12 protein-coding genes are annotated in these 15,416 nt (G+C 31.6%); 6 read left to right on the plus strand and 6 right to left on the minus strand.

The genetic code is table 11. The features are described from left to right. Positions 1 to 63: 63 nt before the first annotated feature. The 3 genes from Q4P18_RS03100 to Q4P18_RS03110 are packed head-to-tail and all read left to right on the plus strand — an operon-like array spanning position 64 to position 1,373. The gene (locus Q4P18_RS03100) at positions 64 to 483 is read left to right on the plus strand and encodes a GerW family sporulation protein (RefSeq protein WP_303335443.1); all 420 of its coding nucleotides are present in this window, start codon (positions 64 to 66) and stop codon (positions 481 to 483) included. A gap of 24 nt (positions 484 to 507) precedes the next feature. Next, on the plus strand, positions 508 to 1,074 hold the full coding sequence (locus tag Q4P18_RS03105) for a DUF2953 domain-containing protein (protein ID WP_303335915.1): 567 nt from the start codon (positions 508 to 510) through the stop codon (positions 1,072 to 1,074). After that, on the plus strand, positions 1,074 to 1,373 hold the full coding sequence (locus Q4P18_RS03110) for a hypothetical protein (RefSeq protein WP_303335446.1): 300 nt from the start codon (positions 1,074 to 1,076) through the stop codon (positions 1,371 to 1,373). The genes Q4P18_RS03105 and Q4P18_RS03110 overlap by 1 nt, the downstream gene beginning before the upstream one ends. On the opposite strand, the gene Q4P18_RS03115 is transcribed toward Q4P18_RS03110, so the two are convergent. The 3 genes from Q4P18_RS03115 to Q4P18_RS03125 form a co-directional block, all read right to left on the minus strand. After that, positions 1,363 to 2,931, minus strand: coding sequence for a thiamine pyrophosphate-binding protein (locus Q4P18_RS03115; RefSeq protein WP_303335448.1), 1,569 nt, complete (start codon positions 2,929 to 2,931; stop codon positions 1,363 to 1,365). The two genes, Q4P18_RS03110 and Q4P18_RS03115, sit on opposite strands and share 11 nt — an antisense overlap. Beyond that, positions 2,928 to 3,386, minus strand: a complete 459-nt coding sequence (locus Q4P18_RS03120) for a deoxyuridine 5'-triphosphate nucleotidohydrolase (RefSeq protein WP_303335452.1) — start codon at positions 3,384 to 3,386, stop codon at positions 2,928 to 2,930. Before Q4P18_RS03120 ends, Q4P18_RS03115 begins: the two co-directional genes overlap by 4 nt. Positions 3,387 to 3,567: 181 nt before the next feature. Further along, positions 3,568 to 5,040, minus strand: a complete 1,473-nt coding sequence (locus Q4P18_RS03125; RefSeq protein ID WP_303335455.1) for a sodium-dependent transporter — start codon at positions 5,038 to 5,040, stop codon at positions 3,568 to 3,570. A gap of 200 nt (positions 5,041 to 5,240) precedes the next feature. Between Q4P18_RS03125 and Q4P18_RS03130 the strand changes: the two genes are divergently transcribed. Then, a complete protein-coding gene (locus tag Q4P18_RS03130) occupies positions 5,241 to 6,347 on the plus strand; it encodes a hypothetical protein (RefSeq protein WP_303335457.1) in 1,107 nt (368 codons plus the stop codon). 259 nt (positions 6,348 to 6,606) lie between these two features. Beyond that, a complete protein-coding gene (locus Q4P18_RS03135; RefSeq protein WP_303335460.1) occupies positions 6,607 to 6,879 on the plus strand; it encodes a hypothetical protein in 273 nt (90 codons plus the stop codon). Between the two features lie 50 nt (positions 6,880 to 6,929). Here the strand turns inward: Q4P18_RS03135 and Q4P18_RS03140 are convergent, their stop codons facing one another. The 3 genes from Q4P18_RS03140 to Q4P18_RS03150 form a co-directional block, all read right to left on the minus strand. Beyond that, complete coding sequence (locus Q4P18_RS03140) at positions 6,930 to 7,859, minus strand: DNA-processing protein DprA (protein WP_368660180.1); 930 nt, start codon at positions 7,857 to 7,859, stop codon at positions 6,930 to 6,932. A gap of 341 nt (positions 7,860 to 8,200) precedes the next feature. Continuing rightward, a complete protein-coding gene (locus tag Q4P18_RS03145; protein ID WP_303335462.1) occupies positions 8,201 to 9,505 on the minus strand; it encodes a hypothetical protein in 1,305 nt (434 codons plus the stop codon). 250 nt (positions 9,506 to 9,755) lie between these two features. Beyond that, positions 9,756 to 11,183 (minus strand): hypothetical protein, encoded by a 1,428-nt coding sequence (locus Q4P18_RS03150; RefSeq protein ID WP_303335465.1) that lies wholly within the window; start codon positions 11,181 to 11,183, stop codon positions 9,756 to 9,758. 513 nt (positions 11,184 to 11,696) lie between these two features. Between Q4P18_RS03150 and Q4P18_RS03155 the strand changes: the two genes are divergently transcribed. Further along, positions 11,697 to 15,395, plus strand: a complete 3,699-nt coding sequence (locus tag Q4P18_RS03155; RefSeq protein WP_303335468.1) for an ATP-binding protein — start codon at positions 11,697 to 11,699, stop codon at positions 15,393 to 15,395. Positions 15,396 to 15,416: the final 21 nt, after the last annotated feature.

Raw genomic sequence — 15,416 nt, forward strand, 5'->3', positions numbered from 1 at the left:
CTTTCGTATGATTAATATTATATGGAATGAATATATAATATTAATTACTCAAGGAGTGAAAATATGGAAGATACAAACGTTAAGACAACCGTTGAAGAGCTTCAGAAGTTACTTAATATTGAAAATTTCATTGGCGAGCCTATTGAAACTGAAGATAAGCTTCTCATTCCAGTTATGAGAGCAGGATTCGGATTCGGAAGCGGTCAAAACCTCTTAGGCCAGGAATCAAATGACATTGTTGGTGCAGGTGCAGGTGCCGAACCGGTTTCAATGGTAATTATTCCAAAGGACAAGGAAGGCATTGAAGGAATTCGTGTGATAAACCTTACCGGAGGAAATGAAGTCAATAAGGCTCTTAGTGACCTTGGTTTGATTGTAACCGACTTGATAAATGAATTCGTCATCAAACCTAAAAAAGAAGATGAAGACTTTGATGAAGCTGAATTCATCGAGCCTGAATTTAAAACTACTGATGAAGAATAAACTTCATCAAAACAATTTTTGAAAGTGTGGTTTCTTTTGATTGTTGAAATTATCCTAATAGCCGTCATCCTAATCATAATAGCTTTTCTCCATTTAGGAGTTGACCTTGTAGGCAATTTCTCAAAAGAAGGATCCGAACTTAACTTTACCTTTGAAGTACTTGTTTTTTCTAGAATAAAGATTTACGGCGTGGAATATCCAAGAGCAAAGGATGAAAAAGATAAAGAGAAGTCTAAAAAGAAAAGAAAGATTACCCTTAATATGGTTGAACCCTGCATTGGAAGCCTTTTGGAATTCCTGAAAAAATTGATCTTGTCATTGAATGTCAGAAAACTGGAAAGTCATTTGGATTTTGGTTTGAATAGCTACGTGTCAACGGCAAAATATGTTGGTTACATGTGGGCATTTCTTGTATTTCCAAATACTGCATTAAATAATACAAAGTTGAGTGTGACTCCATGTTTTAATGGACCAGTATTTGATTTTAAAGGCATAGTCGATATCAGAATAAATCTGCTGAAAATGATAATCCCGACATTGAAGCTGCTAAGGGATAAAAATGTTTTGAAACTTATAAGAGAGGCAATATAATGATTGAACCCCACAACGACATTACAAGATTCATAGAGCACACGGTAGCTGAAATCAAGGAGAAGTTCATCACCGTGGAAAACATTGAATTTTGTAGGATAAACGTTCCCGATTGTGACATATACCTCGTATATGAAACCAAAATCAGATATTACCTCAGCAGACTCTCAAGCTACGAGATGAAAGAAAAGGGAATAATCTATAAAAAAAATGAGGATTATTTCTACTTTAGCTTTAATGAAAAATATGAGGATAAAGAAGAAATAATAAAAAAGTTTGTAGAAAATGTTAATCTCTAGGTTTAGGAATGAATTCCCTACCTACAACAATCTCTACAACATAAGGAAACTTGGTGTCCTTATTTTCATCTAAAAACATTTCAAGTTCCTTTTTGGATTGGATTTTGACTGACTTGATTCCATATGATTCTGCAAGTTCCACAAAATCGGGATTAATCAGTTCTGTTGCATACGGCTTCATATCATATACTCTTTCTTCGTACTGGCGTATAATGCCGTATTCATTGTTGTTTAAAATGAAAATCATTATGTTGAGGCCGTACTGTTTGATTGTAGCCAATTCCTGAACGTTCATCTGGAATCCGCCATCACCGTTGATTACAATGATCTTTTCGTCAGGAACCCCAACTGCCGCACCGATAGCTCCAGGAATACCATAACCCATAGGTGCAAATCCTCCTGAATAAAGGAGCTTGTAGGCAGAATTACTGGTTTTTAAAAGGGTTGTCCAGCTAGTGTGACTTCCTGCATCAGAGACTATTACATTGTCGTCAAAGACCTTGTATATTGAATTGATTGCTGATTGGGGACGTAAAGGAATTGTATCGTCATCAATACCTTCGGTGTACACTGTTGGAGGAATTTCAAGAATCTCCTTAAACCAATCTGAGTAATCCCCTTCAAACTTGATTTCGTCGAGGAAATCCGCAACATGGCCATGATAAGGATAGTCACCCATAAGCACAAGGTCGTTGATGTTGACATGTATCAGCTTGTCCTCAATGTCATCGATGTTTTTGATTGTTCTTGCTGTAAGACGGGTTCCCAATGCAATGATGCAGTCAGAATTTTCAATTGCATAATCTGACCTGTCAGAACCCCTGATTCCAGCCAATCCAAGATTCAATTCGTCGTAATCGTCAATGATTCCCTTAGCTGTGAATGTTGTCAGAACCGGAATGTTATGTTCCTTGACAATTGCAGTTATCCTGTCCCTTGATCGGATAGCTCCAGAACCTAAAAGGAAAACAGGCTTTGAAGCGCTGGCTATCACCTGCTGAAGGATGCATGTGTTTCCATAGTCGAAGTTAGCTATGTAGTTGCCCTTTATAACCTCGTAGTCATCTTCAAGCAGAATGTCCTTTGAAAGATTTAGATGCTTTGGACCGCGAGGATAAACCTCAAACGCATCGAAAATCTCATAAAGGTCTGTGATTGCATCTGTAGCATTGTCCGGATCATATGATTCCAATGCAACGTGTTCAAAAATGTCCCCTAACGGGAAAGCCTGAAACTCGTCCCCATACTTGTTGTATGTTGGATTGTCTCCAGTGATTACAAGCATCGGAACCCTGTCCTTAAATGCAGTAGCCACTCCCATGACCAGATTCAATGCCCCAGGACCTGCAGTTGCAATACATACACCAAGCTTACCTGTGATTCTTGAATATGCATCTGCAGCATGAGCGGCCGCAAGCTCATGTCTCATCAGAATGTGTTTTATTGATGATTTTTGAAGTGCTTCGTATAATGGAAGGATCTGTTCGCCAGGAATTCCAAAAATGTATTCTATTCCATTTTCCTCTAAAATTTCAACTAGTTTATGAGCTGCATTCATTCTTCCACCTCCTGATAGCTGCCATTATACTCTCCAGAACCTTCAACCTCAAAAACAACACCTTGAGCTATTCTGTCGCCTTTTTTTATTTTAAATTCATAATCCCCATGATTATGAATCATAAACATCAAAGTTCCAAAAAATCCAGGGTCCCCTACCGCTGTTTGAACAGATACAAAAGATCTTAAAAGGGTTGACCTTGGAAGATAGAGCATTGAATATCCCTTTGGAATCTTAATCTTCCTATCGATACTGGCCAGATAGGCAGTGTGTGGTTTTAAAGTAAAAACGGGTCCTTCTAATTCCTCAATATCCGGAAGGTTCTTTTCATTGTCTATCAATGAACCTTCTCCTTTCTGAATATAAATTTTATCTAATGCTAAATCAATACCCGAAGGTTGTACTAAATCTTCAAAATCAGGAAACAATTTAGTAAGTTCCTTTTCACCAAGCATATTTTTCACCAAAACGTTTTGTAATAGATATTATATTTTTTATCTATATATATTAGTTGTTATACCTACGAATACCGGTAAAATAGTGAAAATAAAAAAAAAATAATATTATGATATTTTCTGGATTAAAATACTTATTGTTAAAAATAAAAAAAAAGGAAAAATGCCGATTAAAGCATTTCTAGTCTTCCATTGGAATGTTCTTGTTGTATTTTGTAAGGAATATTCCTCCGGCCAAAATACCCACTACCAGAATAACTCCTACAATCGCTTCCAAAGGCTCCATCTTCATCAACAATGAGGAAATACCCCAAACCCAGATGATGATAAGTGCAATTGGAAGGAGGTACTTAATGTCAGCTATCCAAGCCTTTCCAACCTTGAACATTGAATTTTTGTTGAGAATATCAACCAGGTGGTCAATACCATAGATCCAACCGAATATTATACATTGGATTGCGATGATAAGCAAGATACCGAACTCGTTTACGAATCCGTCCACAATACTTACAAGATAGCTTCCAATTCCAGATGTGAAACATAATGAAATACAGAACCCTACAATACAGAGGATTGTGGTTGCCTTTTTACGGGATATTCTGAACTTGTCCGCCAATGAACTTGCAAGAGGTTCGAAGTAACCTACAGCAGATGTGATACCTGCAAATAGAATTGCAAGGAAGAACAACGGTCCAAGAACCCTACCAATACCGCCCATAGCATCAAAGATTGTTGGGAACACGATAAAGATAAGGCTTGTTCCTTCTGTAATGAGCTTCTCGATTGGAACTCCTGCATTCATTGCCATGAATCCCAAGATTGAGAATACACCGAAGGAAGTGAAGATTTCAAATCCTGAGTTGGATGCAACTACAAGCAAGACATAGTCGTTCAATCTGGCGTTCTTGTCCAGGTAGCTTGCATAGGTCATAGCAATAGCCTGTCCCATTGAGAGGGAGAAGATGATCTGTGCAAATGCTGAAATCCAGATGTCCACACGAGTAAGGCTTGACCAGTCAGGGCGCAAAAGCACGTCAAGACCTATTTCATGTCCTGGAAGTGTAAATGAAAATGCAACGATGATTGCCATGATGATGAAAAGCAGCGGAATAAGCATTTTAGAGGCCTTACCGATACCGCTTTCAACTGACCTGTGTGAAATGAACCAGATGATGAACCACATTACTGCAACACCAGCAACAGACGGAAGGATAACCCTTTCAAGTCCGCCCAATTCAGCTCCTCCACCTACAGATTGTGAGAAGAAAAGGCCAGGATTATTTCCCCATACCTGGAATGGGCTTCCAACAAGATAAATCAGGTCCCAAGCTACAATAACCAGGTAATAACAGCATACGACAAAAACCAGCAATGCCAAAACCCATCCTACAATTTCCAGTTTCGGCTTGATATGTTCCAAAATTCTTGCAAACGACTTTCTAAAACTAAATCCAATTCCATATTCCAAAATTAAGAATGGAACACCCATTATGATAATGGCTGTGAAATATGGAATGAAAAATGCACCCCCACCATTACTGTAGAGCACATAACTAAATCTCCAAATATTTCCGAGTCCGACAGCCGCTCCAATCATAGCCATTAGAAACGCCAGAGAGCTGTCCCATTGTGGTTGTTCACTTTTATTTGACATCAAAAATCACAATTAATAATTATTAATTATTTATAATTATGAATTTATTATTATAAAAGAATTATTATTTTAATGTGTTTTTTCAATGCTGAAAAAATTTCATAGGATGAACCTAATTTTGCCTATTTAAAACCTATGAAGCTTATATTTTGTTGGGATAAACTAGAAATATCTTATAAGTGGATAAAAAGCAATAGCTATTGCCAAAATTAGAGGTTAACATGACAAGCGAAATATTAATTTTAAATAAGAAAAGCATCGTATTGGCGGCAGATAGTGCTCAAACAATTGGAGAACATGTCTATCAAGGAATAGAAAAAATATTTGAATTATCAAAAGCTCCTGCAATGGCCATGATGACCTATAATAATGGAGAATTTATGGACATTCCATTATCAACTTTGATAAAAGATTATAGGCATAACAGGGATTTTTCTAAATTGAAAAATATGGAAAACATTCTAAATGACTTCATAATTTATTTGGAAGAAAACACTAAGAAGTTTTCAAAGCCTGAAATAAAGATAGAAATTAATGAATTTAAAAAATATGTTATTAAAGAAATTAAAAAATATGGTCTTGAAAACTTAAAAAACAGATATGCTGAATATGAAACTGATGAAATACTGCCGTTTTTAAAAAATGAATGTTATGATATAGATTTTTATGAAATAAATGGAGAATATGGCATCCCCATAGAAATCTTGAAAAAATTTTTTTCAAATTATCTAAAATTTAATGGAAGTTGTATAGTTTTAACTGGGTTTAATGATAATGAATACTTCCCCTCATTTATTGAATTTAATTTGATATTGAATTATGAGGGAAATTTAATATTTGAAGTGTTCAATAAAGAAACTAACATTGATGTAGGTGCAATAATACCCTTTGCTCAAAAAGAAGTGATTGAAACGTTTTTAAATGGGATTGATGAAACTGTGGAAAATACAATAATTGATTATTGGTATGACACTATTGAATTTTGCTTTAATGAATTTATAAAAGAAATCAAAAAAGATAATCCTCAAATAAAAATTGATAAAATTAATTTAAATCAAATTATCAATGAAAATCTTGCAGACCAACTTATTTTGACCTTAAATGATGCGAAAAATGATATTGAAGAACCTATATTTGAATCTGTAAGATATTTATCAGATGATGAATTGGTCAAAATTGCAAAAATTTTGATAAAAATTACTTCAATAAAAATAAAATTATTAAAACAGCTGGAAACAGTTGATGAAGAGATAAGTATTGCCATTATAACTAAAAGTAATGGATTGGAATGGCAAAATGGAAAATAACAGCTTCTAGTCCAAAATTATAAAAGAGCTTTGAAATAATAAAATATTTGTCTGTTTATAAACTGAAAAAATAAGATTTATATACTTCCATATGACAACAATTTTCCATAATGAAAACAATTTTTCAGCAATAGAACAATAATAATTCTTTGAATTTGATAAATTGGAATATTAATAAGCAAATAATAAAATAAAGATTAAATAGAAGAAATTATAGAATATTGATAACAATTCAGTTTTAAATTTGGAAGTGAAACAAATGCCAGTATACAGATCAGAAGACCTCAAAGGAAAAGAAAACATAGTGAGAGATGAGGAGCATTTCAGAAACATAGGGAAAAAACATGCAAAAATAACACAAGAAAAAATGAAAATAATCATCGAACAAATCAAAAATGGAGAAGAAATAAAATTGGAAAATGATGAAAATAAGCATAATCCAGCATATCAAAAAATGTTAAAAGAAAGAAAAGACAGTAAAAGACGCAGATTATTTCAAAAACATATGGAAAGAAAACTTAGAAATTATTAATGATAAAAAAATTAAAAAAAAAGATGAATTAAATTCATCCACTCCTTTTTTTAGCCCATGAAATCCAACAATGTTGACTGGTAATCCCTCTTTTTAGGCCTGGAGACGAGAAACTCCAAAAAGCCGTCCAAGTCATCCTGGTTTTTTATTGCAAAAGAACGATGCCTGTATTCCTTGAGAATCAATTCGTTTCCTGAAAAGTCAGCAGAGCCTACATCATCAGGCATGAAGCATCCAATCCTCCTGTGCCGCTTTCTTGCATAGTCAACAGTGTTCATTGTTCCGCTTTCACTTGAGCATTGGGCCACGAATATTCCGTCAGCCAAGGTTGCAACATACTGGTTTCTTGTATCATAGCTGCTTTTGTTGGCCCCTGCATTTGGCTTGAAGCTTGTTATGAGACATCCTCCGTTTTCAACTATCATCTGTGCAAGCCTGCTGTTTGGAAGCTGTGAAATCCTGTTTATCCCTACAGGCAGGACTGCAATGGTATCCTCCCTCATATCAACGGTGGCCATGTGGGCTGTCTTGTCGCATCCCAATGCAAGGCCACTTATGATTGCACGCTCTGTCCTTTCAACAAGGTTCTGGACAAACCTGTACTCGAAGTTCTGAGTGTCGATGTCAGGCTTGCGAGTTCCTATGACTGCCATGTTCGGCTTTGATAGGATTTCAGTGTTTCCCACTGTGTAGAGAATTGGAGGGGCCTTGTTTGCCAGATCCTTCAGCTTGCTTGGATACTCCTTGTCAAGGATGGTTACTGCTGAGAATAGAGGGTTCGAATCTATGATATCCAAAATGTCCTCAGTAAGCTCCAATGCCTTGTCCAGATCCTCCATGGAGTACTGTTTTTCAAGGTAATCTAAAAACTTATTGAAATTCCCGTATCTGGAAAGAATCGGGACGTAATCCCTGTTTATCTTGATGGGACTCATCCTCTTGAGGTTTGATAAAAGCAATAGTTCCTTGAATTTTTTCATTGTATTCACCTAAAGGTTATAAAAAATAATATATTTTTCACTTCTAATAAATTTTAAGATATTGAAAAAACAGGTTTTGAAAAGAATACCTCAGCATCGGGAAAAGCCCAGATGCTGACCCATCCGATATTCTTCCAGCATAATGTAGCGTAAAATGTGAATACATATTTCAGTACTAATTCTATTGAAAAAACTATAAATAATCTCCCTTTCAAATGAAAGCAATTACATGATAAAATAAATAATCGGAGAATTTTAGTGTTTTTGATTCTGTTTGAACGTCAAATGGTGAAATAAAACGTTGAAATCTAAAACACATTCATCAGGATTCTCCTTTGAAATTAGAAGATATCGTTTTCAATCTTGTACTCCTTAACTTTGTCATATGCTTCGTTGGAAGTCTTATATCTGCCTAAAGACAATATTTTCTCATCACCTATAACGAAAGCATAGAACATTCCATTACGCCTGAAGACGTTATGATTGTTGAAGAAATTGATGTTCCAATAGTTTTCAGCCAGCAAATCCCTTATAAGCTTTGCTGTGAAATCCGAATTGAATCTTCCGAATATCTGATTCTCGTTAAAGACAACAACCAGATTGTCTTTGATTGCAATGTTTTCATCAATCTTGGTTTTTTCAAGCTCTGACAATAACCTCCTCTCTTTCATTGACAATTCTTCAGAGGTTTTGGCTTTCAAAAAGAGAGATTTCCTTTTAGGAAGCATTTTCTCATCATTATCCTCCCTAACGTTAGAATAATTGCTTTCATAAGACCCCTTAGATGAAGGGCTGCTTGTTGGAAAGCTATCCCTATAATTGTCAGCGGAATCGTAACTGGAATTACGGTTAGGCAATTTCAAATTACCCTTTTCATCGAATAAAGAACCCTCAAGAGGAGTTGATTTTCCCTCAAAAGTAGGTTTAGGCACAATAGCCTCCGTGACTGTCTCATAGGAATCCATGACCTTATCAATAACCCTTTTGGAACTATTGTCTGATTTGAGAATCTCATCATCCACTCTGCTGTTGGAATCGTCAGCTACAAAACTAATGTCCTCGGTTATTATGATGTCCTCCAATTTGTCCAAGTCCTCGACAGGACCATCATCATTGTCCTCTTTTGAGTCAATCGAATCGGTGCACTCAACCTCCTGAGCCACAATATTTGAAGACTTCAAATCCTCGTCTGTTTCCAGAATGCTTTCCTCAACCTTAACCAGAGGAACATTAGGCAATGTGCTTCCATCCGAATCATCACCAATAATTTCAGAAACCTTATTTTCAACCATGGACTCTATTACTACCTTCAATTCATTGACTGAAAAAATGGTATCCTTATTAATATTATCTGCAGGATCATCATATCTCGGAATTATGAAATCATCATCATAATATTTCCTATAAAACCATGTGAGAATGTTGAAAAGAATTTTATTCAAATGTAAAGCCCCGGTAGTTGTCGAGTCCTCATGAGTATCCTCATTTCGCTGCATTCTCGCCAAATTCAAAAGACTCCAAATCTCCCTCGGAATAACCTTATGAACATAAAAGAGATCCTTTATCTTATCATAATTGCTTGAAACATCTGGAGACGGCTGAACCAGTTCCTTTTCATAAATCAGATTAAGAATTTGATTAATCAACTTATTTCCATGAGAAGAACTGGTGAAAGAATCTAAAAAAATCGCCTCCTCCATTTTGGAAGCATGGAAATACAGCCTGTTGCACCTATCTTTTAAAAAATCAAAATTTGAAATTATACCACCTTAAATATAACTTACGTCATTACTGTTATTAAATAGTTGTTATAATTTGGCAAAGCTACTTCAAAATGATATTTATGGCCCCTTTGCAAATCTTGGGGGAAAAAATTGGAAAGAATTAAAATCCTTTTTAATAGTTCCAAAGCTTCTGATAGGTGTTCTCATCAGTCCTTACCAAAAGGCCAAGATCGATAAGCTGGTCAAGATTTTGCAAAACCTTTGAATCGACCTTGCTTGGAGCTGTAAAACGTTTGAAGTTCTTTTCAAATTGTTTCAGGTCTTCGAACCGGAATGTGTTTGAGTTCAACTCATTGATAGCGTCAAAGACTATTTTCTGCCATGGAGTCAGACAGAATATGATTTCGTTGAGCTCCTCCGGATTGAGTGTTTCTTCCTTTTCATCCCGATTCCAGTTGTTGGCCATCAGTTCATCCCTGGCTTCAATGGCCTCCTCACGAGTGTCAAATGTTCCGAAAGTGGTTAAAACCCCATCGATTCTTTTTACCACTGAAAAGCCATTTCTGCGCTTGTAGATATTTTTATCGTGTTTTGGTTTTTTGACAATCTCATGTTCGAATTCTTCAATCAACGAATCCCTGTTTTTCAAAGCATCATCTAGAGAATCAAAAGATTCCAGAACATACAACATTAGAGAGTCGTTCATGAAAAACACCCAGAAATGATTGTTTAATTCTATGATATTATTCAAACCTTCCAAATAATCCATATCCCATTCTACATCATTTAGAATATCTCTAAGAGCCACAGCATCGTCCAGATTATCAAACTTAGCATGAAAATTAGCACCATCAAGATGCTTATTTACAACAAAGACGTTGTTCTTCTTATAGATGTGCTTCTCACGACGTTCCAGAATATCCTTATCATCAAAATTGGCCAATTCCGCATCTCCAAGATTGGAAAAGACATCCATAAGTTTCGGATATCCCCTTACCACTTTGAAGACATAGAACTCATCATTGAATTCAAAAATATTGTGGGATGAGAAATAATCTACATTCCAATCATTTTCTATTAGAATGTCTCTTACAAACCTGGCGATATCCGGAGCATCAAAAAATCCAAAGATGTTCTGAACTCCATCCAGGTTTTTCTGAACCATGAACTTCCCTACACGATTTTTGTAGATGTATTTTCCGTACTTGCTTGCATTACTTTTTTCTTCATGAGGCTTTTTCGCTTTGGGTTTTTTCTTTTTGAGAATTTTGTCATTGGTGTCATTGGAAATGTTAGCTTTGGCCTCCTCAAGAGAATCAAAGATTCCATAAATCTTTAGCTTACCGTTTTCATTATGCTTGATAATATAGAACTTGGAATCGTTTTCATATATTGGATTTTCACTGTCAAAAGCATCCATATCCCAGTCATTGGCCTCTAGCAATGACCTTACGAAAAGTGCATCCTCTTGTGTTTTGAAAGTTCCATACTTGTTTCTCTTTCCCTTTATCGTTTTTGTGATTAGGAAAGTCCCATGACGTGTTCTTGAAATGTTATGGCCGTACTTTCCCGCTCTTTTTTGTTTTTGCTGTGTTGTCATGATATCTTCCCAAAGCAGATTTGTTTGATAAATAATCTTTTAATATTTAAACAAATTAAGTGAATATATTTTATTATAATCTTGTTATTACATAAATATTATCCACCTTATTTTTCAATCACGAAAGTTTTTATAAATGAAATATACGAATGGAGTTTTATATTATAAGATATAATAATATGAATCATATGTATATTTTAATAAAAAGTTTTAGTAATTATTATAATTATATTAGGAATATAATTAATTATTTTAATTTAAAATAAAAAAATAATAAAAAATTATTGAAAAAGCAAACATTATTGATAAAAATATATGAATATTTTCATAAGTATCATAAAATAAAAAATATGAACATTATAATGATATAATTAAAATTTATATTAAAAAATATTAAATGTTTAAGTTAAATTCTATAACATATAAATAAAATAACAATATAATAACAATATAACTAAATAATGTAAGCAATTGATATCAAAGAATAATTTGCAAATTTTTTAAAAAAAATAGGTGGTTTTTCTGTTTAAAAAACATAATATAGAAAATGAATTAAAAAGCATAAACGAATCAGATTTTCAAAATTTAATCAATGAATTTTTATATTGGAAAGGTTATATCCCCTGCACTGCTGATGGAAGCCAAGTAGGTAAAAATAAAACAACACGAGGAAATCCAGACAGCCTTTTTAAAAACAAAGATGGGAAATATGTATTATGTGAATATACCACACAACAAAATGGCATTGAGGGAAAGTTAAAATCAGACTTAAAACATTGTTTAAAAACTTCTATTCCAAAATCAGAAATTGCAGAAGTCATATTGGCCTGCAATGTCAAAATAAAATCTGATTACGAACATAAATTAAACGAAGAATTAAAAAAGATTACTGGAAATAATGGAACACATATAAAATTAACCATTTATAATATACAAAATTTAGCTTTAGAATTATCAAAATGTTCATTTTCATTTGAATATTTTAAGAATTTAAATTTTGAGGATATATATTCTTTAAATAGTTTTGTTGAAAAAGGCCAAAAAGGCATGAGACCTAATTTTAAAAATCCTTTTATCAGTATTGAAAAAAATGAAATTAAAATAGTTGAAGAAATTTCCAAACAAATATTATGTAAAAACAAAATTGCAATATATGGAAACCAAGGAATAGGAAAAACTAGATTATCAATAGAAGTTGCAAGAGAACTTAAAGAAAAACACTATTATCAAATAGTGTTTATTACAAGAATAAATAACCAAATAAAAACCAATATTCGAACTCTATTAGATTATAATGAAAAATTTTTAATAGTATTTGATAATTTTGATGAGACATCTGAAAATTTAGAAGAAATAATTAATCTGTTAGAAGAATATGAACAAAAAGATATAAAAATAATATTTACCTTAAGAAATCAATTTAAAACCATTTTTGAAAAAACATTAAGTAATTACAAAATTGAAAAAATTGAATTAACAAAAATGGATGATGTAACTTTAAAAAATTTAATTTCATCTCTTTTAAAAGAAAATAACTTAACCGCCACAGAATCATTTTTAGAAAAAATTGTTAATATATGTGATGGAAACCCAAGTCTTGGTATGATGGCTATTCTCCCTATAATTAAGGATGATAATTATGAGTATTTCCAAACTCCACTAAAAATATATGAAAATTATTTTAACAATTATAAAAATATTGATTTATATTTTGATGAATCTCTTCAAAAAACATTTGGAGCCATATCTTTCTTCGGACATGTCGATAAAGAGAATACTGAAGTAATTACTTTTATAAAAGAAACATTATCAATTACCGCCGAAGAACTCTCCTCCAATATTAAAAAACTTAATAAATTAGAATTTGTTGAACTCAATGCTGAAAAAAATATTGTAAGAATATCTGACACCATTTTATCAACTTATATCTTCTATAAAACATATATTGAAGATAAACTTCTTGATTTAAACTTATGGTTAAATTATTTTATGAACAACAACTTTGATAGAATATACAGCAATATTGTAGACATAACTAACACATTTGGATTTGAAGTAGTAAATTCAAAAATAAAAGAAATAACTAAAAATTTATTAGAAACTTTAGAAGAAAAAAATGAGAAACTTTTATATTTTTATAAGATGTTTTATGCTTTTTATGACACCAAAACCCTTATTTTCTTAAAGAAGTATGTTGACGGATTAGATTATGAGGAATTTGATTTAAATCAAAACCTTCAAAAAGCTTACCATTACCATTATTACGAATATATGGAATTGTTATCAAAATTATATTTATTAGATGAAAATATTTCAGAAAAGGCATTGTTAATAACAATCAAATATATCAAAAAACAATCTTCAAAATTTCTCGATATATCCAAATTAGTTAATGATAAATTTACATTTAATAGAAGAAGCGTAGATAATAAATTCAAAAATCAATTTTTCCTAATAGATTTTTTAAAAAACTTTGACACACCAAAAGAACAGGAAATTGCAGAAAAATTATTCTTATATTATATAAAAGATACAAATTTCTTTTGGGAAGAACATATTGAACAACAAATTCAAAATATTAATATAACATTTATTCGTTTTAAAATACCTCATACCAAAGAACTAAGTGATTTAAGAACAAGTGCAATAAACGAAATATTTTCATTATATGGTAAATATCCTGAAGTACACACATTAATTAATGAATATTGCAGAAGTATTGTGAAAGGTAATGAAGATTTAATAAAAAAAGAACAAATTCTTTTTTCAGATTTCTTCAATAAACAAAGCAAAAATAACATTTTAACCAATATTATTTATTTAAACTATTGTAAATCCATTAAAAGAATGAATATAATGCCCTCAAATGACTTAAATTCGTTTAAAGAAAATAATGCTGTTTTAAATATAATAAACATTTATACAACATTAAATTATGAAGTTGAAAATCATAAAAATGAAAAAGAAATAAAAAACTTAATAATTTCAGATTTAGAGAACAAAAATATTGACTATGTTAAAAATATTCTAATAACACTTGATAATTTAACTAGTACTTACTCCGATAGCAACTATAACATATATGTTTCACTTTTAATGGAAATTTTGCATGAAATAAATAAAGAAATGTTTTATGAAATTTTCAATTATTATGTAGAAGAACAATATACTTTAGGAATTGATAATTTAATAAAAAAAATACTAACAAACGAATTAATAGACCCAAAAATATTATATTCTTCTTTAAATATCTATCCTAATGAAGAAAAAAATAATTATAAACTAATATTTTTTACATTTATTTTAGAAAAAAATATTGATAAAGAAATATTCAAAGAATTCATAAAGTTTATTAATTCTGATAAAGGAGTATTTGATACACATTATTTTGATTCTTTTCTAAAATATAATCCTATCTTTTTAGAAAATTTAGATAAAATTGAAAATCGAGAAAATGAAAGCAACATAATACAATATCTCTCAAAACATCTTATCAATTCTGAGAAAAAGCATTATATTTGGTGGGAATTTTGTTGTGAATTTAAAGAATATTTCAAAAATAACACCGATTTATTAAAAGAATTCTACATCTCTTCTTGGAAAATCTCCAATGAATATAAAGATTACGAATTAAATGATTTGAAAATACTATGTGATATTGATAAAGAATTTATATTTGAATTTTTAACAAATGTATATGGAAACTATGGCCATTACGAACACAAAGATTTTGAATTTATATGGGAAATTTATTCTCTTGAAGAAATTGATCTAATAGTAAATCATTTTATAAAATCTCACCGAAATATTGCAATACCCCTTTGTAATTCAGGAAAACTCCAAGAAGAAAAATATATATGTCATTTCATATTAAATAAAGATATTAAATTAATAAGAATCTTATTTGAAGAAATTTTAATTATATATGGCGAAGATAAATTCATATATTATTTAAAAATCTTTTTAGAACACCGTCCTTCATTAGATGACTTTAAAATCATTAGTTTTGAAAAATTTAATGTAATTACAAGTTATGAATTGAAACCAAAAAATGATTTGAAATTTTTAAATAGAATAAAAGAAATGTTAGAAAATTTAAGAGGGTTGGATTATTTGGAACATATAGAATATGTTGAAAAACTTATCAGTTTTAAAGAAAAGGAAATTGAAGAATGTGAAAATGAAAAGTTCAAAGAAGAAGCCGTTTATTGAATAACTTCCTTTGATGAAGAA

Origin of the sequence: Methanobrevibacter sp. (assembly GCF_030539665.1) — an archaeon.
Taxonomy (GTDB): Archaea; Methanobacteriota; Methanobacteria; order Methanobacteriales; family Methanobacteriaceae; genus Methanocatella.